The sequence below is a fragment of the Paenibacillus lactis genome, assembly GCF_017873605.1.
GTDB classification, from domain to species: Bacteria; Bacillota; Bacilli; order Paenibacillales; family Paenibacillaceae; genus Paenibacillus_AQ; species Paenibacillus_AQ lactis.
In genome coordinates this window covers 1-25,693 of sequence record NZ_JAGGKI010000018.1, presented here as the reverse complement: position 1 = coordinate 25,693, position 25,693 = coordinate 1, and the positions used below count along the sequence as shown (strand labels likewise).

The 25,693-nt window shown below is 49.3% G+C and carries 20 protein-coding genes; 8 read left to right on the top strand and 12 right to left on the bottom strand.

What is annotated here, in order from left to right; genetic code table 11:
* Positions 1–316: 316 nt before the first annotated feature.
* Positions 317–1,465 (bottom strand): GntR family transcriptional regulator, encoded by a 1,149-nt coding sequence (locus tag J2Z18_RS24425; protein ID WP_007131393.1) that lies wholly within the window; start codon positions 1,463–1,465, stop codon positions 317–319.
* A gap of 315 nt (positions 1,466–1,780) precedes the next feature.
* On the opposite strand from J2Z18_RS24425, the gene J2Z18_RS24420 reads away from it, so the two are divergent.
* The 4 genes from J2Z18_RS24420 (at position 1,781) to J2Z18_RS24405 (ending at position 8,415) form a co-directional block, all read left to right on the top strand.
* Positions 1,781–3,835 carry a GxGYxYP domain-containing protein gene (locus J2Z18_RS24420; RefSeq protein ID WP_007131392.1) on the top strand — a complete coding sequence of 685 codons (2,055 nt, stop codon included), beginning with the start codon at positions 1,781–1,783 and terminating at the stop codon, positions 3,833–3,835.
* A 783-nt stretch (positions 3,836–4,618) separates the two neighbouring features.
* Positions 4,619–5,731, top strand: a complete 1,113-nt coding sequence (locus J2Z18_RS24415; protein WP_007131391.1) for a GerAB/ArcD/ProY family transporter — start codon at positions 4,619–4,621, stop codon at positions 5,729–5,731.
* A gap of 106 nt (positions 5,732–5,837) precedes the next feature.
* Entirely contained in the window at positions 5,838–7,253 is a 1,416-nt protein-coding gene (locus J2Z18_RS24410; RefSeq protein ID WP_007131390.1) for a spore germination protein, read from the top strand.
* A gap of 1 nt (position 7,254) precedes the next feature.
* Positions 7,255–8,415, top strand: a complete 1,161-nt coding sequence (locus J2Z18_RS24405; protein WP_007131389.1) for a Ger(x)C family spore germination protein — start codon at positions 7,255–7,257, stop codon at positions 8,413–8,415.
* Between the two features lie 95 nt (positions 8,416–8,510).
* Here J2Z18_RS24405 and J2Z18_RS24400 read toward each other — a convergent pair whose 3' ends face one another.
* The 8 genes from J2Z18_RS24400 to J2Z18_RS24365 all read right to left on the bottom strand — a co-directional run bounded on the left by J2Z18_RS24400 (position 8,511) and on the right by J2Z18_RS24365 (position 18,243).
* Positions 8,511–9,260 (bottom strand): DUF4184 family protein, encoded by a 750-nt coding sequence (locus J2Z18_RS24400; protein ID WP_007131388.1) that lies wholly within the window; start codon positions 9,258–9,260, stop codon positions 8,511–8,513.
* A gap of 251 nt (positions 9,261–9,511) precedes the next feature.
* Positions 9,512–10,507 carry an MsnO8 family LLM class oxidoreductase gene (locus J2Z18_RS24395; protein ID WP_007131387.1) on the bottom strand — a complete coding sequence of 332 codons (996 nt, stop codon included), beginning with the start codon at positions 10,505–10,507 and terminating at the stop codon, positions 9,512–9,514.
* A gap of 23 nt (positions 10,508–10,530) precedes the next feature.
* The gene (locus J2Z18_RS24390; RefSeq protein ID WP_007131386.1) at positions 10,531–11,013 is read right to left on the bottom strand and encodes an RrF2 family transcriptional regulator; all 483 of its coding nucleotides are present in this window, start codon (positions 11,011–11,013) and stop codon (positions 10,531–10,533) included.
* Positions 11,014–11,357: 344 nt separating this feature from the next.
* Positions 11,358–12,242, bottom strand: coding sequence for a sugar phosphate isomerase/epimerase family protein (locus tag J2Z18_RS24385; RefSeq protein WP_007131385.1), 885 nt, complete (start codon positions 12,240–12,242; stop codon positions 11,358–11,360).
* Between the two features lie 10 nt (positions 12,243–12,252).
* On the bottom strand, positions 12,253–13,923 hold the full coding sequence (locus J2Z18_RS24380; RefSeq protein ID WP_007131384.1) for an ABC transporter substrate-binding protein: 1,671 nt from the start codon (positions 13,921–13,923) through the stop codon (positions 12,253–12,255).
* A 32-nt stretch (positions 13,924–13,955) separates the two neighbouring features.
* Complete coding sequence (locus J2Z18_RS24375) at positions 13,956–14,852, bottom strand: carbohydrate ABC transporter permease (protein ID WP_040739661.1); 897 nt, start codon at positions 14,850–14,852, stop codon at positions 13,956–13,958.
* A gap of 14 nt (positions 14,853–14,866) precedes the next feature.
* Positions 14,867–15,778: an ABC transporter permease gene (locus J2Z18_RS24370; RefSeq protein WP_007131382.1), complete on the bottom strand. Its 912-nt coding sequence runs from the start codon at positions 15,776–15,778 to the stop codon at positions 14,867–14,869.
* Positions 15,779–15,915: 137 nt separating this feature from the next.
* Positions 15,916–18,243, bottom strand: coding sequence for a helix-turn-helix domain-containing protein (locus tag J2Z18_RS24365; RefSeq protein WP_007131381.1), 2,328 nt, complete (start codon positions 18,241–18,243; stop codon positions 15,916–15,918).
* Between the two features lie 352 nt (positions 18,244–18,595).
* On the opposite strand from J2Z18_RS24365, the gene J2Z18_RS24360 reads away from it, so the two are divergent.
* From J2Z18_RS24360 to J2Z18_RS24350, 3 genes are all read left to right on the top strand, one after another.
* Positions 18,596–19,570: a quinone oxidoreductase family protein gene (locus J2Z18_RS24360; RefSeq protein WP_007131380.1), complete on the top strand. Its 975-nt coding sequence runs from the start codon at positions 18,596–18,598 to the stop codon at positions 19,568–19,570.
* 158 nt (positions 19,571–19,728) lie between these two features.
* Positions 19,729–20,229, top strand: coding sequence for a DUF2243 domain-containing protein (locus J2Z18_RS24355; RefSeq protein WP_007131379.1), 501 nt, complete (start codon positions 19,729–19,731; stop codon positions 20,227–20,229).
* Positions 20,226–21,086 (top strand): cytochrome c oxidase assembly protein, encoded by an 861-nt coding sequence (locus J2Z18_RS24350; protein ID WP_007131378.1) that lies wholly within the window; start codon positions 20,226–20,228, stop codon positions 21,084–21,086. Before J2Z18_RS24355 ends, J2Z18_RS24350 begins: the two co-directional genes overlap by 4 nt.
* On the opposite strand, the gene J2Z18_RS24345 is transcribed toward J2Z18_RS24350, so the two are convergent.
* The 3 genes from J2Z18_RS24345 to J2Z18_RS24335 form a co-directional block, all read right to left on the bottom strand.
* Positions 21,083–22,015 carry a VanW family protein gene (locus tag J2Z18_RS24345; protein WP_007131377.1) on the bottom strand — a complete coding sequence of 311 codons (933 nt, stop codon included), beginning with the start codon at positions 22,013–22,015 and terminating at the stop codon, positions 21,083–21,085. The genes J2Z18_RS24350 and J2Z18_RS24345 overlap by 4 nt on opposite strands.
* A 141-nt stretch (positions 22,016–22,156) precedes the next feature.
* Positions 22,157–23,722, bottom strand: a complete 1,566-nt coding sequence (locus J2Z18_RS24340; protein ID WP_007131376.1) for an ATP-binding protein — start codon at positions 23,720–23,722, stop codon at positions 22,157–22,159.
* 182 nt (positions 23,723–23,904) lie between these two features.
* Entirely contained in the window at positions 23,905–24,681 is a 777-nt protein-coding gene (locus J2Z18_RS24335) for a DUF3889 domain-containing protein (protein ID WP_007131375.1), read from the bottom strand.
* A 170-nt stretch (positions 24,682–24,851) separates the two neighbouring features.
* Between J2Z18_RS24335 and J2Z18_RS24330 the strand changes: the two genes are divergently transcribed.
* Complete coding sequence (locus J2Z18_RS24330) at positions 24,852–25,601, top strand: spore germination protein (RefSeq protein ID WP_210095491.1); 750 nt, start codon at positions 24,852–24,854, stop codon at positions 25,599–25,601.
* The last annotated feature ends 92 nt before the right edge of the window (positions 25,602–25,693 follow it).

The window sequence follows — 25,693 nt, the reverse complement described above, 5'->3', positions numbered from 1 at the left end:
CGCTAATACGTCTTAGCTTCAAACATCGCTTACATCATTTTCTAGAATATAATATATAATATTAATATATTCAATATGTTTTTGTTTGAATAATGATTTATGACTCCTCGATAACAGCCGCGTTCCGTCAGTTCACGATCTGTGTTCAAGAGGCATAATGTTTCATGCCTGTTTGTGCTGAACACGTCCCCGCAAGATAACGCAAAAAAACCTTCGCCCTGCCTGGGGAGAAGGTTTTTACGCATTACCAGACTTAAAATGAATCTTCTGGCTGGCCTTTTTCGTGGTCGTTCACTCTATTTCTCGCTGCATTTGGTCAAGTGTTCGGAACAGGGCCCGAGGTTTGCCGGACAACAAGCTCGGGGTCGATGATCATTTTGCTGTAATGCTTTACTTCTTCGCGGTTTCGGACCACATCGAGCAGTTTCATAGCCGCCCGGTAACCCATATCACGCTCGAATTGTTTCACATGGGTGAATATGCTGAACTCGTCCACGATGGACGTAGGGTCGTCAAAGCTTACGATCGATACATCTTCCGGCACCCGAAGGCCTGCCTGCCGGGCCATCTGATAAATTTGCACACCCAGTCTTCCGTTCAGCGAAATATAGGCGGTAACCATCCGGTTCCGGATATACCGGTAAAGCGGGTGGGCTTCGGCGTCTTTCAGCTCGTTGAGAGGCTTGAAGTCGGTGATCATATGCGCCGGATTGATCAGCGCTCCCTTGTCTTTTAACGCTTCGATATACCCTTCTATACGCTCTTGAACCGTAACCGTCTGAAGCGGAGAATCCGAGCAGATCGCAATGTTGCGGTGCCCGAGCTCCCATAAATGCTCGACAGCAAGCCGCGTCCCCTTTCGGCCATCCGCGGCAATATAGTGGGTCTCCACCCCTGGCAGGTATCGGTCGATCAGTACGAACGGGAAGCCCGCCAGCTTCATCCCGAGGATTTCCTCGTTGTAATTTTCCTCATCGATGGGAAAAATCAGCAAACCCTCGGCCCCGAGCGACTTCAGCTCTTTGATCGCTTCCTGTTCTTTTTCAAGCTTGCCGTGGGTCAATATAATCATGCTGCGGTATCCTTCATTCATCAGCGCGCGCTCGATCCCTTCAACGAGCCGAATCGCAAAATAATCATGGATGCTAGGCATAATCACGCCGATTAAGCCCACAGCCTCCGATATCTCGTTTGCTCTCGCCGCCGGTTCCCCGGAAAAAGGCGCAAGGGCCGTTTCTGCCCCCTTGGCCACAAAGCTGCCTTTGCCCGGAACCCTTGATATGATTTTTTCGTTAGCTAACCCCGTCAAAGCATTGGCTACCGTAATTTTGCTGACCCGAAACTGATCCATCAGCTCCTTCTCGGTCGGAATGCGGTCTCCGGGCTTCATATTTTCGGTTGCGATGACCTGTTTAATATAATCCTGGATTTGCTGGTATAGCGGAATACGATCATTTACACTCATTCTAATCTCATCACCAATTCATTCATGATATTTGTAATATATAATATATCCTTACACAACCCTGCGCAATAAACAAGCGTATATCGAGTGCATATCCCATAGGTTCAGCATGATACGAACCGAAAAAAGTGGCTAATCTGCAAGAATTTCAGGAAGTTTTGTCGAACCCCTTGTAAAAATATTGTTGTATATATTTAATATGTGTTGGGTGGTGATGTGTCAAATAGATGGAAAGCTAATCGCAAAGGAGGGATATGATGACGATACGACACACTCACTCCGATCCCCTTACATGAATGACAAGGAGTGTAACCTATGGCCCGTAAATTCTCGATTATTTGTTTAGCGATCATCTGCTCATTCACTTTATCTACCGGGTTCGCTTTCGCATCGGAATCCAAAGTGCCGGCAGCCAAACCGGAAATCACGAAACATCGCGAGCTTCCAAGCTTCAAGAAGCCAAAGCATCTGGACGCGGCCGATATTTACGACGCCCCCGGCGATGTGAAGCTACTGCTTGGAACTCTACAAGGGATCGTTAACCGTGAGCTTCCCCGCATTTATTTGATCGAGTCCGATGAGGAGGGGAAGACGACCTGGCTGGAGGATCTGGCAGTGCCTTATACGCTCCATGAGGATTACTGGAAAGTATTCGATCTTTATCGCAGCGAGGCAGCCGGCATGATCATTTATGATCCGGACGTCCCGGATACCATCAATGTGGCAACGACGCTGGCTGGTCTCAAGGATGCGGTCGTTGCAAGTCCGGAACTGGCCGAGAAATTGTCCGCCGCACCTTACCATTTGAATGTTCTGGAGGATCTGCGGGGGAAATTCAACAGCCGGATGGAAGCCTATAACTGGCAGTATGAGCAGCTGTGGGATCAAACGACGCATCAGATGTTAGTCGGACTCGCACCGGATACTGCGATTCGCATTCCGCCTGGCCTTCCTGAATCCTTCGTTACGATTGCGGAGGAGAAAGAGCAGATCCGTGACGCAAGCAACCGGGATGTATACAGCCTGGACCTTACGCCTTTGCTCGGTAAATCAGCGGTTTATCTTCGCTTCGACGACGCTTTTCCGCAGGACGGCTGGGGACCGGCCATTCACGAAGTAACGGTCAAGGCAGACGGACAGACGATCGCGAGCTTCATTGCAGGCAGTCCCGAAGAAGAGGCCTACCTCTATGATCGGCAAAATTCGAAGTTTTTGGAAGGTCAAGGCGGACACCGCTTTGCTGATAACGGGAACTATTTCGTGTATGAATTTACGCCGCCTGCCGGTACGAAGCAGCTAACCGCAGAGGTGGACATGTGGAACCAATATAAGGTCTCTGCGGGCAACATCAAGCCGCTGTCGGCAGAGCAGCGGGAGCCCTATGCCTACTTGAGGGACTATGCCGTCGCGAATCGAGCGATGGTGTTCTGGCTTGACTCCAATGTACCTGAACAGCTTGCCCTGTTCGAGAAGATCATGTCGGACGTTGAGCCGGGCACGCCTTACCTGGGCTGGTTCAGCAATGACGTGGAAGGTGAGTTCAGCTCCGTGGAAATCGCATCCCGCTACGGCGTCTATGTGCTTGCGGCAGATTGGTTTAGCAACCTGACCGTCTTCTCAGGCACGAAGCCAAAATACGCGCCTGCCAAGAAGTCGCCTCGTCCGGCCCTCGAGAACAAAATCTATGTGACCTATACCTTTACGGAAGGCGATAACTTCCAGTACAACCAGCATCGGATGCGGGTGATGTGGGATGATCCGGCACGGGGTAAGGTGCCGCTCAACTGGACCTCCAGTCCCCTTCTCCACGAAGGCGCGCCTGCTATTCTGAACTACTATCTGAACACCGCAACGGAGAACGACCTGTTGATTGCCGGACCTTCCGGAGCAGGATACTTCTACCCGAATGCATGGCCGGACGCCAGCTTCGGCGAGTTCCTGAAGCAGACTCAGCATTACCTTAAGAAGACCGGGATGACGATCCCTTATGTGCTGAACCGGGTGGATAGCCAAAATGTGCCGCTCACGCCGTTCAAAGCTTCTGCCTATGAGGAAGAATACGAGGTTCCGGGTCTCTTTATCAGCTATGAAGATAAGTATGGTGTTGAAATCGTGAATGATAGTCTTCCGGTTTCGACGATTCGCGGCATCAGTACGGCGCAAGACGGCCTGCAGGTCCTTCAGGAGGCTAAAGCGAATTGGGACGGAAAATCGCCGCTGTTCGTCTCCCTCGGTCTGCTCGCCTGGAGCATGACACCGTCCGATGCCGTCAAGTTAACGGAAGCTTTAGGGGAAGAATTCGAAGTCGTCCGTGCAGACCACTATTTCTCCCTGATTCGCGAAAGCTACGGCTTGAAGAAGAGTAAATAAGCCTCAAAAAATCTGCAAACCAGAAGAAGCAGCGGCCTCAAAGCAAGAAAGATAACCGCTGCTTCTTTTTTTCATATCAAGAACTTACCTCGCTCAGACAATGCGGACCTACATCTTGGATTCAAATTATTAATGCAATTAACTACAACTTCAATTCATATCATGATTTTTTTTTAATTAATCACATTAATTATCATTAGTTAATGACATTAACTAATATGAGACCATATCAATTAATAGCATTAATTAAATTAGCTCTCCAATTTAACCTCTTGCTAGTTTTAAGAGAGAAACATGGTTCTCCTTCCCATCATTCGTCCTTGCTCCATAAACCGTCTCCTTTAAGCAAGGTTGCTTCTCTCCCCTTTCCTTGAAAGGCTAGAGGACATGATTGTCCATCGTTTGGATCCGGACAAGGCCACACGGTATACGCTCGATTGTAATGCCATTATAGGGTTGCCACGATGATCAAGATTATGATTATTTCTTGGGTAATCGCAAAAACTTCATGCATTCGACACAGCCTCTCCCCTACCGCCTGTGCTCCATCTGCGGCCGAAAACCAGTGTTAGCCCAGTGCATGCCTTCGTAGCATTTCCCCAATGTGGTATCGGGGACCCCGAAAAGTATTCGGCATCCGCTTCAAAGCTTCGCTTCACTTTTTGGGGTGTTCTCTCACTTGTATGACGGTGAGTCAGGCTAATATTACATAAAATCCGGCCTGATTGGTGAATACTCACTGTAATGGATTAGCATGCATTCCTTACAGATGGAGACTTTTTGATGCCTATGAATAAAAAAATTTCCTTAATCAACGTATATTTCATCATGCTCCTCTCACTAGGGATCACCAATCATGTCATCCTGATCCCTCTGATCCTGCAACTCTCCAATCGAGATGCATGGTTTGGTACCTTGTTAACCGCGATTCTGCATGTCGGATGGGTTTATATCGTCTACTACATTATGAAACGGACCGGCCAGCAGTCGATATTCGACTGGTTTAGGGAGCGGTTCGGCAAAATCGGGGGAGGCGTGTTCGCTGCCATTACAGCGCTCTATTTCATGTGGATGTCCATGGTGATATTAAGGGAAACCACGACTTGGGTTCAGGTAACGTATTTGCCTCAAACGCCCAAAATTGTCGTATCCTTGATTATCGTCCTCCTCTGCGCTGTCGTCGCCAATAATGGCATTCGCTCCATAGCCATCATATCCGGCATTCTGCTCCCGGTGGTCTGGCTTCTTGGCCATTTCGTTGCAATCTCCAATTTACAATACAAGGACTACTCTTTGCTGACCCCCTTATTTGTCGATGGGGTTGAACCGATGCTGCGCGGCATGATCGTGGCTGCCGGCGGCTTTATGGAACTGTTCGTATTAATCTACTTAACCCATCATATGAAGCGCAGGATGAATTATCTTAGTGTCGTCATTCTGGCTTTACTGTTAGGGGGTCTGACCTTAGGCCCCTTAATGGGGGCTATTGCCGCCTTCGGCCCCATCCCGGCTATGCAATCCAGATATCCTGCATATGAGCAATGGATGCTCGTCACCATTACGAAATACATTACACATGTTGACTTCCTTGCTCTATACCAGTGGATATCCGGTACGTTAATCCGCATCTCGCTCTTCTTTTTTATCATTGCCGAGGGAATAGGCTTCAAAAAAGGAATGCACCGCCGCTGGTTCCTGTTCGCATCCGGGATTGTGCTTTCCGTTTTGACACTCCTTCCGATAATCGATAAACAAATTGAACAATTCGTGTTTGGAAGATACTCGGCAGCCTTCCTTGCCTTTCTCACGATTTTTACGTTGGCTGTTGCGCTCGCCGTGTCATTCAAGCCGAAAACGAAGGTGGAAAATTCCAATGAATCAAAAAAAGCCTCGTAACAAAATGTACCGTCGCAAACTTAAACCCTCTTCCCATACAACGGCTGTGAATCAACCAAAACAACCGCTGACTGACGATATGCCAAATGAACAGGAGCTTCGATCCATGTTTGGAAACTCGGCGGATGTCGTGATCCGCTCCTTTCCGCACAAGCGGGAAGAAATGTTTCCGGTGCTCCTATTATTCAGTGAAGGGATGATTGATGCCTCATTAATGACACAATTCGTCATTCCGGACCTGGAACGGAAATTGGTAGACGCCGAATCTTGGGAAACAATGATAGAAAAACTGGAAAATTCTATGGAGTGGACGAAAATTAAGGCGAAGGAAGAAATGGGGAAGCTGCTGTTTACCGGCCGATTGATCCTGTTTTTCACGAATCAGAGATGCATGTATTCGATTGATATTGCCCAGATTCCGAAGAGGCAGCCAGAGGAATCCAACACGGAAGTGGCTATTAAAGGCGCCAAGGACGGCTTTACGGAGGATCTCAATACCAATATCGCCTTGGTACGCAAAAGATTGCCGACCACCACCTTGCAAAATGAGAAGTTTGTGATCGGTAACCGGACGCAAACCCTTGTATCGCTGCTTTACATCGAGGACATTACCCAGCCGTCTCTTGTCCAAGAAGCCAGAAAACGACTGCAAAATCTCCATGTGGATGCCCTCGTCAGCACAGGGGAGCTGGAAGAAGCTCTTGGTGATTCCTCCTTGGCACTTTTCCCTCTTCTTGATTACATTGGCAGACCGGATTTTGTCGTTCAAAGTTTACTTCGTGGCCGTTTCGTTATTTTAGCGGACGGATCTCCGATGGCGATTATCGGGCCATGTAATCTGTTCGAGCTCCTTAAGTCGCCGGAGGACTCGTATTTCCCCTATCATTTTGTCATCTTTGAACGTCTTCTTCGCCTGGCGGGTCTTTTGATTGCGATTTTGCTTCCGGGATTTTGGGTCGCTCTGAGCAGTTACAATTTAGACCAGCTTCCCTTCCCGCTGCTGGCAACGGTTACGGTATCCCGTTTCGGGCTGCCATTATCCGGGCCAATGGAAATCTTATTGATGCTTGGCATGTTCGAGCTGTTCCGGGAGGCCGGCATCCGTCTGCCGAAGGCCGTTGGGCAGACCATCGCGGTGCTCGGCGGACTCATCATCGGGGACGCGGCGATCAGGGCAGGATTAACGTCCCCGACGATGCTGGTAGTATCCGCTACGACGGCGGTGGCCACCTTCACTTTGGTCAACCAGACTTTAAGCGGTACGGTCAGCCTCATCCGTTTATATATCTTGATATGGTCGTCCGTTCTCGGCATGCTCGGATTTTTCATCGGCCTGATGAGCGTTATCGTGTATCTATCCAAGCTGGAGTCCTTTGGGCTGCCTTACCTGGCTCCGATCTCGCCACTGAAGCTGAAGGATGTCACAAATGCGCTGATCAAATTACCATGGAGCTTTAACAAACGACGGCCGGAAATGCTGCGAACGACCGATTCGACACTGCAAGCAAAGGAACGGGAATGAAATGCATGCTTACCGCTATGTGTTCAAGCTCATCGCTGTCTGCTTTCTAATCCTCCCCTTAACAGGTTGCTGGGACATAAAAGAAGTTCAGGACATGAATTACGTGACAGCGATCGGGATCGATTATGAAGATGGTCAGTATGTCGTATATACTCAAATGCTAGACTTTACAAAAGTCGCTAAAACCGAAACCGGCAAATCAGACAAACCGGCGCAAGTCTGGGTCTCTAAAACCAAGGGCAAGACGATCAATTGGGCTGTTGATCAAGTGTATAATTCTTCGCAAAGACGAACCGTCTGGAGCCATATTTCAAGTATCGTTATCATCGATAAGGTGATGCAATCCGCCGTCCTGCCGAAACTCGATTCGATCGGGCGTTACCAGGAGGTCCGAATGACTCCTTGGGTGTTCGGCACTAGCCACTCCATTGAGGAACTCTTCAACGCCCAGGCTTTCTTCAACATGTCCCCGTTATTTACGATCCTGCATGAACCCATCGATCAGTTTAACCAAAGGTCGGTTATTGCGCCGATCCGCTATTTCGATTTTTTGGCGGACTTAACCGAGCCAGGCTACACCGGGATGCTTCCAAGCTTATCAATCGATACCGAAACATGGTCCACTGGTGACAAAAGAGATCCGAAAATGTCAATCAACGGTGGTTATTGCCTGTACGATGAGAAAATAAACGGCTTTCTTGCCGTCAAAGATCTCGACGGGCTGCGATGGATGCAGAAAGAGACCAAGCGTTCCCCGCTTCTCGTTACCGACGGTGGTATCCAATCGGTAGTCGCACTCTCTACCCCAAAAATCCGGACCAAGCTTAGCTTTGTTCAAGGTGAACCAAAATTCCATATTCACGTTAAATTACACGGGAATGTGGTTGAAGTCAGCGAAGATGTATCCAAGACCGAACTGGAAAAAAGCGCGGCAAACGTAGTAAAGGAAGAGATCCTTGCTACCTTCTACAAAGGAATGGATACGCAATCCGACGTTTACAGTCTAGAGCACCTTGTGTTCAAGCAGAACCCGGCTGCCTGGAAGAGATTGAAGCAGGCCTCCGGCATGAGCACAATCATCAATAAACAGTCCCTCGAATCCGTCATGGTCGATGTACACTTGGAGCACACCGGCATGAAACTGCTCCCCCGCAAAGACTGAGCAAATCCGGTGGATGTGTGGCGCGGAAAATTAACATGATTAACGATCTATTTCTGAGACAAAAATATCAAGATGGCCGCAAGCTTGATCTTGTTTTATCGGTTCTGTTGCCTAGACACGTTTCGCCGGAAAAGCAGACAAACAATAAGCAGAGACAGCAAGAGGCAGCTGATCGCCGGTACGACAAGCCGAAGCAAAGCGGCAACTCCTCCACTCTCCTTTATAAAAGCGATCGATGAAACGGCGAACAGAAGGATAAAGAGACCAGCCCCTACGCACCAAAAAGGCAAAATAGGCCGCAGCGGTTTTCTTTCCTTTGGACTTTTGTACAGGTTATTATGGACCCATCCCAGCGTAAGCAAAAGCCCCGCCAGGGTACTTCCATGCTGTGCCAGCTTATATGCCGGTATTTCCATTGCACCCAGACGGATCACTTTGGTGAGCAAAGAGATGCGATTCACGACCCAGGCGCCTTGATGCGTGAATTGATCCCATAATAGATGGGACCCTACGCCGGCGATTCCTAGCAGAAACACGAACTTCCATCCTCTGAAAGAATCGGGCATGCGCGACGCGTTGCTCCATCGATACGGAAACCACTTAGGTAAGTATGCATTAACAACGGGTCTGACGACCTGTTCAAAAATAATAAAGAGAATCGCGATGACCGGCAAATTAAAGAAAAGAATTCCCCAGCCGTCATGGCTCCATTCCCCTGCCGCGCGAAAGCGGACGAAGTATTCGAAATCGGGGGCCATGCAGCCGATGATCAGTGCAGATACCGGAAGATCCTTTCGTTTCCACCAAGGCAATGTAATGACGGGATGTGCAAATGTGAATGGCATAGCGGGCTCCTCTTAACATGAACTCACGAATACTAGATTTTTACTATTCTAGCACGTTTTTCGATACATTGGGGGCGTGATGTTTATCCAAGCCACATAAAAAGACAGGCAACAGCCTGTCCGAATGTAACGATATGGAGTGGATCCACATGCACCTATGCTTATTCCTGTAAAGCAGCAAGTCATGAAGTTCCACCGGCTCCAGCACGAAACAGAGCATCTGAGCTTTCTTCCGTCAACCATGCTTTCCCCTAGGACAGAAGCTCACGAGCAAGCAAGCGGTACACCTCCAGCCGTTTCTCCTGAGAATGAGGGATGCTGCAGATCATCGCTTCATGGAATCCGTAGTGTTCCTGCTCTTCCCGCAAACGCGCTGCGATATCCTTCACCGCGCCAACCAAATGAATCTTCCGACCTTCTTGAATGGCCATGCGATCAATTTCGGTCAGCGGCATCTGGTGCGCCTCCTCGGGCGTCATTAACGGGACAATCCGCCCCTTGCTCATCATCAGCCGGAAAATATCCTGCGGAAGCGCTTCGTATTCGGCCTCCTCTTTGGTCTCCGCTGTCGTGACCATATAGGACACACTGATTAATGGCTTCTCCATGAAGACAGAAGGCCGATAATGATTCCGGTACTGGTCAAGAATCTCCCGACTCATGGCTCCGTTAAAAAACTGAGCGAAGGAGTACCCGACACCCATCTCTGCAGCTTTTAGTGCGCTGTTGCCGCTGGAGCCCAGAAGCCAAACCTCGGGCAGGGCAACCTCTGTAGGCGCGGCTGCATTTTTGGCATACAGTTCATTCTCCGGCACCTCATCATTCATCAATTGCATGGTGATCTCCAGCTTGTCGTACATATTATGCAGCATCAGCTGGCGGCCTTCCGATAAAGCGTACATGGCACTGGTGTCGCCACCGGGTGCGCGCCCCACCCCGAAATCGATTCGCCCGGGGGAAAATGCGCTTAATGTCTTGAACACTTCTGCCAGCTTTAGTGGCGAATAATGCATCATCATCACGCCGCCGGTGCCGATGCGGATCCGATCCGTTTTGGCAGCCAAGCGAGCAGCCGTCACCTCTGGTGCAGAACTGGCGAAGGCGTGCCCGCCATGGTGCTCCGCCATCCACATCCGGCTATAACCGAGCTCATCCGCAAGAATAGCAAGCTCCTCGGCTTTCTTCAGCGCTCCTGCCGCTGTATTCCCGCTTGTGACAGGTGCCTGGTCCAGTACGCCTAATTTCATAGGATTCCTTCCCTTCTTCACGATCATATAACCATCTTGTCCTGAATCCATTGTTCCAAGGCGGACACTTTATCCTTAAAGCGTTCGCTGCACATCTCCTCCGCCAAAGAAGCAATCGTCTCCCGCTTCAGGACAGCCTTCCACGAGGATTCGGCTTCTTCCATCAGATCGGAAAGCAAACAACAGCTTTCTTCTTTCTCCAAGTCGAGCATATCCACCAGGATGCCATGGGAGGAATATAACGATTGCTGACCTTCCACCGCCAAGTATACATCGTACACCCGAATATCTTCGGCTTTCTTCTTTAATTTGAAGCCGCCTTTAATGCCGGGAACGGACGATACAATGTCGGCAGTCACCAGCTTTCTTAGCAGCTTCTGAAAATACGTTGCCGATACACCGAGCTGCTGGCTGATCGCTTCACCAGGGAGCACAGCCTTGTCAGGCAGCATATTAAGCAGTAGAAGCGCATACACCGATTGTTCCACGCCGGTCTTCATATGCATGAACATCACCTCGCTTGGCTGAATTCAGTATGTCTATCTTCCATTCGTAATTCACGACTAACTCGGATAATATATATCCACGTTATATATGGTATCTCATTTTCAATCATTTGTAAATGAATAAGGGATCTTATCCCCTTCCCAAGAAGGGGGTATGAGATTACTGCACATGATCGGCGATTGAAAAAGCTATAGAGGAATCGCTCGATGTTAGAATTGAGCAGGCTCATTCATGAGTACATGCAAATGGGCCAGCCGGGGATATCTCCCAACTGGCCCGTTGAACTGGTCATAATGATTTAGCTGAAGCGCTGGAAGTTCATGAGATTAAGTATCTGATGCCGTCAAGCATGCGGTTCGATTTCATCCCATAATCTTTTTAAATTTTCCAGACCTAAACGAGTTCCCTCCCTGCAGTCCTCCATCCCTTCAAATTCAAGTGTAATGAATCCGTCATATCCGGATTCCTTGATCAGCCGAAGAATGCGGCGGACATCCAGATCCCCTTGACCGAAGATCGCGCCTCGCAAATAGTTGCCGTGAGACGTCCGAAACCACCGGCCCCCTCCTGGATCCTGGTCATATGGACGGTAATAAAAATCTTTAACATGAATAAGCGAAGCGTATGGCAAATTGCGTTTCACGCCGATGAGCGGCTGTTCATCAACGCACAGAAAGTTGCCGATATCCAAGGTCGTTTTGAAGTTCGGCCGGTCCACTGCCTTGAGCACGCGCTGAACGCGGTCGCTTGCTTGGACGCTTACGCCGTGATTTTCGATCGTCGTCGTAATCCCGTATCGGGCAGCGTAATCCGCGATCTGGCGGCATCCATTCACGATTTGCTCTAAATTATCCTCGACATAATCGATCCCCGTCTTCTCCGGCGGCAGCGTGAAAGCCGTCACATCATGCCGCATGTGCTTTATGCCCAGCCGATGCACCGTATCTACATGGCGTTTGATCCGCTCCACTTCCGCATCGAACGCCTCTTTCGACTCGTGGACAAAGTTTGCCGGCATGGAATAGTTCGACAATTGGATCCCGGCCGCTTCAGCCCGCTTACGTACCGCATCCGTTAGCTCCTCATTGTCCTCCAGCGTAAAACCGTATGGAACAATCTCCATATGCTCCCCGCCGTTGTCGGTGATCCAATCGATAACATCCAGTATCGTCATCTCACCCGAACGGATGGCCGGGAGCAAACTGTACGTGCTGACTCCAACCCTCATGCTAACCCTCCTATTTGGTTCTTCCGTCAAATGCCTGTTGGTAAATCTCCAACAGCCGGGACACATTCATCTCCTCCAGCTGCTGCACGTAGACATCCCAGTCTTTATCGAGGCTTGCATCCCCGATAATGAAGCGCGCCATCATCTCGTCCACATAATCGTTAATCGTCTTGGACAGGTCCGCTGCCTCGGATGCCTGTTCATTACTCAAGAATAATGGAGGTACCGTGCTCACGTCTGTCGGTTTATGCGGCTCGTAATTATTTTTGGTTTCATTGTAAAGAATGACCTCCAGATCATCCTCGCCCTTGGCTACCGCGCTCAATCGAAACTCGTTCGTGCGGAGGCTCGGGCCGGTCTGGATCCACGCTACGTTTTGCACGGTCCCGTACGACTTCAGCTCTGACCAATCGGCGGGCTCCCCGTTGATGCCGATTTCGCCTTCCTTTGCTTCACGCCATTCCTGATCCGGCCGTCCATAGACGCTGCGCAGCGTATGCTCCCGCTCGTACAACCCGTCGGCCCAGCGTAAAGCCAACTCGGGATGCTTTGCCTTTTTTGTAATGACAAACGCTCCCGGATTCAAGCCGGTTGAATCAAAAGCAGCATAGCGAACACCCCCAGGACCTTTTAATGGAGGAACGGTCTTGTATTCCTTCCATCGTCCGCTTTCGCCAAGCAGCTGGGTGAATACGCCCTGATGACCTCCCGTCGACGCTCCAAGTATGACCGTATCGGGATTCTCGCCGATCTGAATCAACTGGTTGTCATCTTGCGTAAACGACTCCGGCGCGAGCAGCCCTTCGGCATACAGCCTGTTCATAAATCGGAGACCTTCCCTCCATTCCGGCTTGTTGTAGGCGACGTCGAGCTTGCCGTCCTTTACGAATATATGCTTATAATTGGAACTAAAAACCGGATTGTACACGAATGCGTTAAGCAGGAACGCATCGATGGAGGAGCTCCATGACTTCGGCGATATCGATAACGGAATCTCATCGGCCATGCCGTTTCCGTTCGGATCCTGTTCTTTAAACGCTTTCAACACTTCGTAGAATTCCTCCGTCGTTTCCGGCATGTCGAGATTCAACTTTTTAAGCCACGGCTCATAGATCCAGAGCTTCTGACTCATCGAGCAATGATAGCACTCATTCACTTCCGGAAGGGCATAGATATTTCCGTCCAGCGCAGTAATGATCGACTTGATGTTCGGGTTGTCCTCGAACATTTTTTTCGTCTGGGTTCCCTGCTTCTCGATGAGATCATTGAGTGGCAGGAATGCCCCTTGGGACCCGTATATCATTTGCTGCGCGGGCGAGATGTTAAGCCCCAGGATCACGTCCGGATAATCCTCGCTGGCGAGCACCAAATTCAGCTTTTCCTGCATGCTTTGCTCGGGGACGATTTCCCATTCAATATGCACATTGGTCTTCTCTTCGTACCATTTCGTAAATTCATTCGTTTCGAAATTTTCAACAAGCGGATTTCCCCGCACCATAACCTTGAGCGTTGTTTTCTCTTTGACCAATGGATAGGTGCCGGGCTCAGTCAATTCGATCTGCTCGGCTGCGCGCTCCTGATCCGGATCAGCTCCCTTGGGATTCGGTGAGCCGGCACATCCTGCAAGAAGGATGCATAATGCGGCGAAAGCGCTCATGATAACCCTTGCTCGTTTGCTCATAAATGACCTACCTCCACAATAGTTGGGATAAACTACCCTTTTAAAGAACCGATCATAACCCCTTTGACGAAAAATTTCTGAACGAACGGATACACAATTAACAATGGAACGGACGTAACCACGATCAGGGAATATTTAAGCAGCTCCCGAAGTCCTTGTCTGGCCGCAGCGGTCTTGGCGTCGCCAAGCATTTCGATGTTGATCTCGTTTTGAACGAGAATATCGCGAAGCACCAGCTGAAGCGGATATAAATCGGAGCTTTTTAAATAGATCATGGCATTGAAGTATTGATTCCAATGACCAACGGCATAGAATAATGCGATGACGGCCAAAATCGGCCCCGATAAGGGCATAACGACACTCCGCAGGAACCTTATATCCGAGCAGCCGTCCAGCTGTGACGCCTCCAGCAGCTCATTCGGGATCGTAGTCTGGAAATACGTTCGCATAATAATGACATTCCAGACGGATAGCGCCCCGGGGATCAGCATGGACCAGACGGTATCCATCATCCCTAGATCTTTGACCAGCAGATACGTTGGGATGAGCCCGCCATTAAACAGCATGGTGAATACAAAGAGGAGCATGAATACGCCCCGGCCTCGAAAATCCTTACGGGACAAGGGATATGCCGCCATAACGGATAAAACCAGATTGATGGCCGTTCCTGCCACCGTATACAGCAGGGTATTCATAAAGCCCTTTGCAACCATGGCATTTTTAAATACGGCCCGGTAGCCTTCGAGGGTTGGCTCCACCGGCCACAGCCATACCTTCCCGGAAATCACCGCGCTGCTGGAGCTGAACGAAGCGCTGACCACATAAATTAGCGGATACAGCACCATGATTAGAAATACGGATAACAGGACATAGTTAACGACCGTAAACACACGATCCGAACCGGATTCCCTCATAGCCGATTTACGCATGCCTTCGTCTCCTTTCACCATAAACTCTCCTGCTTCAGCTTCTTGGCCAATTGATTGACGAGGAGCAGCAGGACGAAACCGATCACCGCCTTGAACAAACCGATCGCGGTGGCATAGGAGAAATTCATCGCCTGAGATACCAGACCGACCTTGTACACGTACGTATCAATGACTTCAGAGGAGCGCAAATTCAGCGCGTTCTGCATCAGCAGTATTTTCTCAAAGCCGGTTTCCAGCAGCTGCCCGGTATTCAAAATAAGCAAAATGACGGCAATAGGCATGATTCCCGGTATATCGATATGCCGCATACGCTGGACCTTCGTAGCCCCATCCATGACGGCAGCTTCATGGAGTGCCGGATCGATGCTTGAAAGCGCAGCCAAAAAAATGATGCAAGAAAAGCCGACGTTCTGCCAAATATGCGACCAGACATAGATCGACTGGAACCATGAGGCTTCCGCCATGAAATGGTACGGCCCCAATCCGAACCAGCCTAATATCGAATTGATCAGCCCGGTCCTAGGATCCAAAAATTGCAGCATCAAGCCGACAAGAACGACCAGTGAGATGAAGTAAGGAGCATATGTAACCATCTGAACCGTATTCTTGAAGCGGCGGTTCTTCACATAATTCAAGCCGAGCGCAAGCAAGATCGGAAACGGAAAACTGGCGATGAGGGTATACAAGCTAATGGAGAATGTGTTCCTCAGCAGCCGCCAAAATTCATGGGAACGGAAGAAACGCTCGAATTGATCGAAACCTGCCCATGGACTTCCGCTAATCCCCTTCGTGACGCTAAACTCTTTAAAAGCAATTTGAGCCCCATACATCGGTACGTACTTAAAAATGATGATGTACAACAGCGGCGGCAAAAACAGCGCGTAGAGCTGCCAGCTTCGAAGCAGCCTTTTCCAACCAATCAGCACCAATCACTCCCATCCATATCAGATTTCGTCCCGGTCCGTGATTGGAGTATATACAGATGCGAGTGGTCGGTAAATCTTCATCTTTCAGGCGTTATGCATCCTTTTAGAATTGCCTTTTTGCACGATTCAAGGAATCTTCATTTCTTTAGATCAGCGGCTGAGCCTCCGCGGGAGATTCGCCTATACTCCGTTGCGCTGATTCCATTCGCTCGCTTGAACGCCCTGCTGAACGTATTTAAGGAGAGATATCCTACAGCAGCTGCAATATCGCTAACCGGCCGATCCGTATGAGACAATTGCTGCTTCGCTTCATTCATCCGGAGGTGTTCCACATAATCCGAGAAGTTCCAGCCCGTTTGTTCCTTGAAAAAATAAGATGCATACGCTTCCGAGGTTTGTGCTTCACGGGCCAGCACCGATAAACTCAAATCGAGTTCCCGAAAGTGCTCTTCGATATAATCAAGCAATAGTTTGGTTAATCGATCATTTCGACTTTTCTTGCTCTCCTCGTAATCCATGCATAATTGAATGATCGCACGGCATACGGCATTCATGGCCTGTGAGGGCGATGAATGAGGGTCCAGGGCTTGGTGGACTGCCCCCATCGCTTCCGATCGGCCATGATCCGGTCGCTGGTGCGGACAGCATTTCATCAGGGTTCCGCATAGCTCATGGGCCAGAAGCCGTTCCACTGCAAGCGGCAGCGGACCCTCCCTTCCGTTCTTCTCCTTGATCTGTTCCAGAAGCTGCCGGGTCTCGTTCAGATTGCCGGACTTTACTAGCTGAATCAATCGAAGCTCCTCATCGGCAGGATAGTAATAGGTGAACGTCGCGGGCTCCATATCAGCGTAAAATTGAATGGGACGATGACGGTTCCACTCAGCATGGTGGAGGACAAATTGTGCTTCTCCGAACGATCGGTAGAGCTCCGTCACTTGGGATCGACTCCCTCCCACCGCAATACATAATCCCGTGTCCGCTATTTCGATCAGTCGCTCATATACTTCCTGAATCCATGATCTTAAGGATGGCTCAAAGCCGGAACTGGCGGCATCCCCGGCCGAACCGGCAAATACCAAAGCCAAACGGTTCTCCCCAAGGTCATGCGACAAAATCGTTTCTCCGTACAACGCATGTAGGCAGTCCTGCAGCTTTATTTTTATAATGTCAAGCTCCTTAAGCATGTCTTTCACAAACGGACCTTCATAACCTCGGATTCGTATCATTGCAACCGCGTATTGAGATCCGCGAAGAGTAAGCTGGGAATGCTCCATTGCCGCATCGATTTCCCTGTGCGATGGATAGCCTCCCTTCAAAAGCCTGTCCATGAACACGCTGCGCAAAAGCGGAATCTGCTCAGCAAGCCTTTTCTTCAGAGAATCATGGTTCTCGATTAGCGCCGACACCGTGTAGCCGATAAATTCAACGGAATGTTTGGACGAAGACCTCTTGGAATCTGAGGGAGGTTTCGGTAAGAGGCGCAATATACGCAGAATCGGCCTGCTGCTCCGGTCAGCGAAATAAACGGCCAACGCGAGCCCAAGCAGCAACGCTGACAAGAATACGGCCATCGTCACCCGTTTGATTTCGTAAACCTTCTCTAACACGAGCTGCTTAGGCTGCGCCGATACAAAACTCCAGCCACTGAGTGGGGAGACGGCTCTGGTGACTAACATTTCCTGACCCGTCAGCCGAATGTGGGCATCCCCCTCATCCAAGGGAAGCGCTTTCAATATTTCCGGCCTTTGATCCAGCCCGATTGAGCTGATGATATTCCCGTTCGGGTCCGCAATATACGCGAATCCGCCTTGTCCTGGCGTGAGCTTTCGCAGCATATTTTGAATCTGCTTGTTGTCAAGCATCACGGCGATAACTCCACCACCACCCTTCAATCCAAAAGACTGCATGTAGGTGACCACGGAATACGTTTTTCGTTCATACATGATGCTCCTCTCCGGCAAGTACGTCTTATAATGGTATTCGCCGAACAATTGATGTCTCCAATCCTCATACTTCATCCCCTCATAATGCAGCTGCAGGTTGTAGTATTGCTTGTCAGCGTATACCTTTCGCGGAGAGAGGATCATGCCGCTGTTCTTGTAAGCAACGTAATAATCCACGATAAAATGGTTCACCAGCCGGTAATTGAACAAGCTTTTCTCTAAATCCCACAGCTGATATGGACGGGTTCCGCCAAACGGCTCGTTCACAAATTGAAACGACTGAATTTTTGATTCGCTTGACAACTGCCTTGCAATCGTCTCGATCTCGGCGAGACGTCCGTCAAACGCTTCCTGGATTTGGTTCAGTGCTGCCAAAGTGCTTTTGACCGATTCGTTCTCTACCACGGCCGAGGTTTTGCCATATGCGAACCACAAGGCCCATAAAGACCCTAGCAGAATCAATGCATACGGAATAAAGAAGCGAAACAGCAGCGCTGCATGATCTCCGGAAACGTTTCTCATCACGATGCTCCCCTTTCCTTTAAAGATATCATCAATATAGCAAAGGAAAAGCGCCGAGTCAGTAGACCAAAAGACCGTGACTTGACCTGCCTGGCTGATGCGCAAATGGGTTCGGTGTTGAGCAATTGGCTTCGGCAAGAATAAAAGCGAGCTTGCTCGGACTCGAAATATATTTTACATAACATACATTATGTTAACTTTATCCCTAGCCTATCTAAATTCCTAAAAAAGTAAATTCATTAACCGGCTGTTAGAACGATTCCTCTTTCGCATAATAACATGTCAATTATTGACGTGTTATTATGATAAGTTAGTTTTTGCAAGGGAGAACTCATTTATTGGAGGGGTAGTCATGAATAAACATTTGAATACAATGAGGGCTGCAGTGCTTCATCGGTTTGGCGGGCCAGATGAACTGATCCATCAGGAGGTTGATGTGCCCACGATCGGTCCTGAAGATGTATTGATTGGAGTTGCTTATGCCGGTCTTGGAGAGTGGGATGCCTTCGAACGACAAGGCGGATATGCAGAAATGCTGAACCTGGAATCAGAATTCCCTTATATTCTCGGTTCCGAAGGTTCAGGAATCGTGATTGCACGTGGGGAGAAGGTGACTAATGTTGACTTGGGAGATCAGGTATATGCACCTGCCTTTCTGAATCCTAATGGCGGCTTCTATGCGGAATATGCAACCGTCAATGCTAAGTATGTGTCCCGAATTCCGGATGAATTAACCATGAAGGAAGCGGCAGTTATTTCCGGAGTCGGAATTACCGCATTGCGCGGGCTGGAGGATGTATTGCAACTTCGAGGCGGGGAGTCTATTCTCATCTTCGGCGCCAGCGGCGGGGTTGGACATATCGCCGTGCAGTTGGCGAAGGCTATGGGAGTCCGTGTATTCGCGGTTGCTTCGGGTGAAGACGGAGTTGCCGTGCTCAAGAAACTTGGCTGCGATGCTATTGTAAACGGCAAAGATAGGGACATCTCTTCGAAGGCAAGGAAATTTGCGCCGTCTGGATTCGATGCAGCTATGTTTACCGCGGGGGGAGATGCGGCTAATGCTGCCGTCAACTGTCTCCGTAAAGGCGGACGACTCGTATACCCTCACGGGATACGCCCTGAATTACGGATACCCGCTGGAATCAGAGCTGCTGGATACAACGGGGAACCCGATCCCGAGATTATTGCCCGTCTTCATCGATATATCTCACAGTATAAGTTAACCGTTCATATCGATCATATTTTTGAACTAGAGGACGCCAATAAGGCACATGCTGCCCTACAAAAACATTATGTCGGGAAAATTTGTCTAAAAGTGAACCCCTAACGAACCAGGATTAGAAACCTTCAAGAACTCGACGGGTGATGCCTGATTCGGTTTTTCGTGGATTAACCGATTCACAATCGGGTTAAACTTGGAGTAGATGTGGTCACCTAATCTCTAAATCTACCGAGCATACCAATTGCGAATGAGGGAAAACGAGAATGAAACCAAACGAATCTGCTAGTGATCATCGGAAGGAACGCGAAAAATACGCTTCGCGCAATTTGTGGACAGGAATCCTGTTTGGACTGGGGCTGGTCGCTTTTATCGACGAGGTTGTATTTCACCAGCTGCTGCACTGGCATCATTTTTATGACAAATCGACCAAGGATATCGGTCTCGTATCGGACGGTTTATTCCATGCGTTCAGCTGGTTTGCGACCATTGCCTCTTCCTTTATGCTGGCCGATCTTCATCGGCGGCACGCCTTTTGGCTAATAAAATGGCTGGGAGGTATTCTGCTTGGCGGCGGCGTATTCCAGCTCTACGACGGCATCATCCAGCATAAGCTGATGCGTCTGCATCAGATTCGCTATAACGTCGATATCCGCCCTTATGACTGGGTGTGGAATGTGATTGCTGCGTTGATGATCGTGGCCGGTCTAGTTCTAATTTTCCGCACGCGTCATGCCCGCACGTATACGGAAGGAGCTGAATCATGATGGTCCATTATCTTTACAGCGATACGGGAGCATTTAGCGATCATCATGAACATGGAGCACATTCAGATGCGTATAGTTTCAGCTTTGAAGGAGATTGGGCGGGGCTTCTCCTTCTCTTGTTATGTATCGGTGTATATGTTGCTGCCGCTCTCACTACCCATCGCCATCACCGTTCATGGCCGCTGCATCGGTATTTAAGCTGGACCGCCGGCATTTTATGTGTCATGCTCTCGGTCGCGGGTCCACTCGCCCGGAGCTCTCATCAATCTTTCCAAAACCATATGCTGGTCCATCTGTTGCTCGGCATGCTGGCCCCCATATTGATTGCGTATGCAAAACCTGTAACGCTGCTGCTTCGCGCAATGCCGGTGCCGTCTGCACGAAAGTTATCACGCGTGCTCAAAAGCAAAGCGGTGCATATGATCGTCCACCCTTGGGTTGCAGCAATATGGAATATCGGCGGTATGTGGCTTCTTTATATGACAGATCTTTTTCATCTGATGCATCAATACCGGCTGTTGTACGCGGTCATCCATTTCCATTTGTTCGCAGCGGGGTATCTGTTCACGATTTCCATCCTCTATATCGATCTAACTTCACGGCGCCATAGCTTCCGGAACAGGGCGATTACTTTAATACTTGCAGCTGCCGGCCACTCAATCCTGTCGAAAGCCATCTATGCCTATCCCCCGGTCGGGGTGCCCCGTGAAGCGGCGGAGCAGGGTGGCATGCTTATGTATTATGGGGGCGGAGCCGTCGAGCTTGTCCTGATGTTCGCATTATGCGCCCACTGGTTCAAGTCCGTTTCTCCATCCCCACGTTCCAAGAAGGTCCTCCATCGTTCCGGCATCTCTTAATCCCGGCTTACCGGATCGTGATCATGGGGTTCATCCTTCGTTTCTTCCGGTAAACGCCTCGACATGCTCGGAACCTCCCTTGGCTTATATTCAATGAACTCGGAAGAATAAACCGACACGGTCATCTTTCCTCCGCCGGAAAAGGCGCGGATCAGGATGGGCTCGTTGTACGCGTTCTCGAACACAAAATCCGGGCCTCCCCAGCTGACCGTTGCATCCCGTCCGGGAGGCACATAAGGCACGTTGCGGCTGTGGGAATAACGCTGTACGATTTTTAGACCGGCCCGATCGATCGCATTAAACAAGGTAGAGGACACCTGGCATATTCCTCCGCCCACCCCTTCCGATAATTCTCCCCGAACGATAACCGGTGCAGGCAAATAGCCCCGGCTCGGCGTCCTGATCCCGACAACCTTGTTGAACGAGAAGACTTCGCCTGGAAAGACGACGAAGCTGTCAATCGCTTTGGACGCGAGATTGATATTATGGGTACGGTTCCTATTGCGGGAATTATAATAAGTCACATAATACCCGATCGGCTTGACGCGGATGGAGGCCAGAACTTCGCTGTCCACCTTGGGGTAAATCGGAAGTCTGGGCGCTTCGATTGTCGCAGGCCCAGTGCCATAACGATATGCCTGATACTGCTCCAGCAATTTTCCACGGTGAAGCCTGTAGCCGTTCTGTCCCGGGATAATTTGTCCGTTGCTGCCGATCCTCGCGTTCTGTGCCTCATGATAGATTTTCTGGTCTACTTGTTCGACCCACGCCTCGTACTTCTCCATGTCCATCAGCGGAAACACGTCTAGAGCGTGCTCTTCCCGATTGACAGTCGATATCACATTCCCGTCATTCGTAATCGTCAATTGACCTGTATCCTGGCCGCTCTGCAGCAGCAGCAAAATCGCAGCAATCGATATCCATTTCAAGATTCATCCCACGCGCTTCTTATCAAGTTCCTCATCCTTCCTGCATCTCCTTGGCATGCATCCGTTAATCTTTCTTCACCTATGTATTATGAATGCAATGCTGCCAATTCATTCAGATACCGGAAGTTCCAAAGATCTCCTTTAAGATATTGGGAATGTGAGGGTGAACACCGTTCCGACATTCAGCTGACTATGCACCATGATCTTTCCCCCATGATCCTCCACGATTTTTTGACAGAGCGACAACCCCAAACCCGTACCCTCCTCCTTGGTCGTATAGAATGGATCGAAGATTTTGGGGAGGTCTTCCTCTGCGATGCCCTTCCCCGTGTCCTCCACCTCGATGATCGCCTTACCGCCTGCTGTGAGCATCGAGAGCTTCACCACGCCTGCCTGATCCATGGCTTGAAAGGAATTTCGGATCAGATTGATCAGAACTTGAATGATTTTGTCGCGGTCCATCCGAATTAGGATGGCTTGATCCGGCAGATCCATCGTCAACACATGGCCGTGTGAAACCGCCTCCGATTCACATAAGGAGAATACGCGTGTCAGGCAATCGGTCATCGATTCAACCTTGATATTACTTGCATGGGGCTTGGAAAAATGCAGGAACTCCGCCGTCAATTCCCCCACTCTTGTAATCTCGCCCATAATCACTTCATACCAAGGCTGTATATTATAATTCTTCGTTTTGGACAGCTGAATGAATCCCTTAATGGAGGTTAGCGGATTCCGAATTTCGTGAGCCATGCCGGCAGCAAGTTCCCCGACCGTCTTCATCTTCTCGGTTCGAAGCAGCTCCTCTTGGCTTCTTAACCAGGAGTTTCGCCGCATTTGAAAAACGCGTTCCTCCGCCTTGCTCACCAATTCTTGAAATGTCTTCGCTTCGTGAGGGTAGCATGTGATGCTATAGGTTACCTTGATTCCGATGTGATCAAATTTAAACAGACTTCTGTCAATTTGGACATGTTCTGGCAGCAGAATCGCGAAGCGGTCACCCGCGTAACGAGAAGCTGCGAGCATGTTCCCGGCAAACAGGGTGCGAATCGCTCGGGAGAGGCTAATTAGAATTTCATTCGCGGTTGCGATATCCTGGGCATTCAACGATTGGAAATTGTTGATGTCAAGAAGGACGAGCTGGAAGGGCTTCTTCGCCTCAATGGTATGCTGAACCTTGTGCAAATAGCCGTCATAATTCAAGAGGCCGGTAAGGGGGTCATGGAAGATCAGATAATCGTTATGCATATGCAGCTGTTTCTTCTCGGACTCCAGTGAGTTAACCAAATGGAAGGATATGACGATCACAAACAAAGCAAGCCCGTCAAAGATGGAGACGAGCAGGTTATATTGGGTAAAAGGCATATAGGACAAGCGAATCGCGGAATATTGAATAAGCATCAAAAGGCAAATCGGGATCATTTCCTTGAAATGCTTCTTCTTATGGATCAAATTAATCATCAGGATGTAATACAGCAGAATACACCAGTTCAATTGGGTTGCTAGGTGAAAGGCGCCAAGAAACAAGGGCTGCATGAATCGGAGCCATTTCAATTTTCGATCGAATATAACCGAGCCGTATAGAAGAACCGCCATCGTGACCATCCATCCAATCCGATCCGAGAGGTCCATCAGAACGGAAGACAGGATAATCAATAGAGTGATGATAGGAATAAATAGGAGCTTAAGAACAACAATAAGCGGCACGACGATCACTCCTAAAACACGATGTACTTGACAAATAAATGTGGATAAAGAAGCACGACGATCCGAAGGAAACTATCACCAAATATGGTACAACAATAAATCACATCTGAACAGCAAAAAAAAGGGCCTTATTTCCCCTTGCACGAAAAAACGCAGCCGAATGACTGCGTTGATTCAAGACTTCAAGCCTCTTCATAAACTATAGAAACCAGCTGCCTTGTTGCAGGATGATACCGAACGGTTACATACACCCCGAATTCCCGATTCCCTTTTCGAAGCCACAGCTTGAATTTCTCTTCAGCCAAGTCACGGGATAAGGTTTTACGCCCCATATAAAGATAATCCACCACATCCATTCCGTATTTCTTGCCGGTTTCCTTGATGGCAACGGCTCCCCACTGGGCATATGCGGGATCCGTTCGCTTTACGTAACGAATATGCGATTTCGCTATCGAGGTTAAATGCTTTTCTTCAATCTTCGACTCAGGCCGATATGAGCTGCTCAAAAGATACTGCCATTTCCCTTTTGTGTATGTCAGTAGTTGAAGGGAACGATCAGGGCCTTGATAGTAACGCCCCAGCGTATCTTCATCAATTGGAACCTCAGTGAAAGGCAAATACGCAAGCTTCGGACCGTGACCTGCAGGATAAACCTCCAAATGGTACTCGTTCTCCGGCTTCGACGAATGAATGTATTGGATATCAAGATGCGGTTCCACGCTGCCGGTATCCATACATTGGCCAAACAAGTGCGTGAATTCAACCGGAGGCAGCTCGATCGGCAGCGGGATTCGGCCTGCTCCAAAATGCTCCTGGCAAGAATTCACCGCATCCACGATACTATGTGCTCCCGATTCCAGCATCTGGTACTGAAATTGCTGCAGGTCTTCTGAGTCCGTCCCGCCACCCGGCTCTAAACTGAGCAGCAGCATTCCGGCCAATATCACTCGATCTAGCATTTCTGCTCTCCCCTCCATGACAAATAGGATCCCTAAAGCATCCGCATGTGCCTAACATTCCCGTCAAACAGCATCTTATACAAGATCATGGTCTCTCTTGGATAAAAAACGGTCCGGGTACGCAAACTGTGAACAGAATGTGTATAAAAGATGCGGAGGCGAAAGATCCAATGGGGAAATGGAAGGGAATGCTGAATTCGATATTCATTGAGGATCCTCTGACATCGGACATTGATTCGGAGAAAGATTTAGATTCGCCAAGTAAGCTTCAAGCTGAAGAGGAGCAGCCGCCTGTTACCCTTAGTCATATCCTTGATCAGTTCGACGAATCGGCGGATTTCGTCCATAACGTTTACCATGAGGAACGGATGCATGTATTGTACTTCAGCCACATGGTGAATGAAGACCGCTTGGAGCGAGATTTCTTGCCGCTGCTGGTTCAATCGGAGAATCCGCTGCAGCTCCTTGAGACGCAGTCGATATACAAGCTTGTGACTGTATCGAAGCAGTGCGTGGAAGGAATCTTATCCGGCATGGCTGCCATTATCTATGATCAAAAAGCCTTCTTGCTCGATGTTATCTTCCCAGCCTCCCGAACCGTTGCGGAATCGGAGACGGAAACGGTAATCATCGGCCCTCACGAAGCATTTACCGAGCAGGCTTACACCAACTTGTCTTTGATTCGCAAGAGAGTCCAGAGCTCCCATTTAAAGGTGATCCAGCTGGCCGTCGGCGAAGTCACCAAATCCGATGTCTATGTTCTCTATATTAAAGACATCGCTAATCCCAAATATGTCAAGGATGTGATCGAGCGCATCCAGGATGTCGAAATTGACGCGATTCATGATACCAACATGCTGATCCAGTGCATCGACGACCACCCCCGTTCGGTGTTCTCGCAGTTCCTTACCACGGAGTGAACTTAACCCTGTCAAGTAGACAGCCTAAAAAAGCAGCCTTAAGCAACCCTAGTTCGGTACTCAACCGGACTAAGGTTGTTTAGTTTTTGTTG

What these genes read in the sequence shown, in the direction of transcription:
- J2Z18_RS24425 (WP_007131393.1), bottom strand. Translation starts at nt 1,465, where the DNA reads ATGAGTGTAAATGATCGTATTCCGCTATACCAGCAAATCCAGGATTAT.
- J2Z18_RS24420 (WP_007131392.1), top strand. Translation starts at nt 1,781, where the DNA reads ATGGCCCGTAAATTCTCGATTATTTGTTTAGCGATCATCTGCTCATTC.
- J2Z18_RS24415 (WP_007131391.1), top strand. Translation starts at nt 4,619, where the DNA reads ATGCCTATGAATAAAAAAATTTCCTTAATCAACGTATATTTCATCATG.
- J2Z18_RS24410 (WP_007131390.1), top strand. Translation starts at nt 5,838, where the DNA reads ATGTTTGGAAACTCGGCGGATGTCGTGATCCGCTCCTTTCCGCACAAG.
- J2Z18_RS24405 (WP_007131389.1), top strand. Translation starts at nt 7,255, where the DNA reads ATGCATGCTTACCGCTATGTGTTCAAGCTCATCGCTGTCTGCTTTCTA.
- J2Z18_RS24400 (WP_007131388.1), bottom strand. Translation starts at nt 9,260, where the DNA reads ATGCCATTCACATTTGCACATCCCGTCATTACATTGCCTTGGTGGAAA.
- J2Z18_RS24395 (WP_007131387.1), bottom strand. Translation starts at nt 10,507, where the DNA reads ATGAAATTAGGCGTACTGGACCAGGCACCTGTCACAAGCGGGAATACA.
- J2Z18_RS24390 (WP_007131386.1), bottom strand. Translation starts at nt 11,013, where the DNA reads ATGCATATGAAGACCGGCGTGGAACAATCGGTGTATGCGCTTCTACTG.
- J2Z18_RS24385 (WP_007131385.1), bottom strand. Translation starts at nt 12,242, where the DNA reads ATGAGGGTTGGAGTCAGCACGTACAGTTTGCTCCCGGCCATCCGTTCG.
- J2Z18_RS24380 (WP_007131384.1), bottom strand. Translation starts at nt 13,923, where the DNA reads ATGAGCAAACGAGCAAGGGTTATCATGAGCGCTTTCGCCGCATTATGC.
- J2Z18_RS24375 (WP_040739661.1), bottom strand. Translation starts at nt 14,852, where the DNA reads ATGCGTAAATCGGCTATGAGGGAATCCGGTTCGGATCGTGTGTTTACG.
- J2Z18_RS24365 (WP_007131381.1), bottom strand. Translation starts at nt 18,243, where the DNA reads ATGAGAAACGTTTCCGGAGATCATGCAGCGCTGCTGTTTCGCTTCTTT.
- J2Z18_RS24360 (WP_007131380.1), top strand. Translation starts at nt 18,596, where the DNA reads ATGAATAAACATTTGAATACAATGAGGGCTGCAGTGCTTCATCGGTTT.
- J2Z18_RS24355 (WP_007131379.1), top strand. Translation starts at nt 19,729, where the DNA reads ATGAAACCAAACGAATCTGCTAGTGATCATCGGAAGGAACGCGAAAAA.
- J2Z18_RS24350 (WP_007131378.1), top strand. Translation starts at nt 20,226, where the DNA reads ATGATGGTCCATTATCTTTACAGCGATACGGGAGCATTTAGCGATCAT.
- J2Z18_RS24335 (WP_007131375.1), bottom strand. Translation starts at nt 24,681, where the DNA reads ATGCTAGATCGAGTGATATTGGCCGGAATGCTGCTGCTCAGTTTAGAG.
- J2Z18_RS24330 (WP_210095491.1), top strand. Translation starts at nt 24,852, where the DNA reads ATGGGGAAATGGAAGGGAATGCTGAATTCGATATTCATTGAGGATCCT.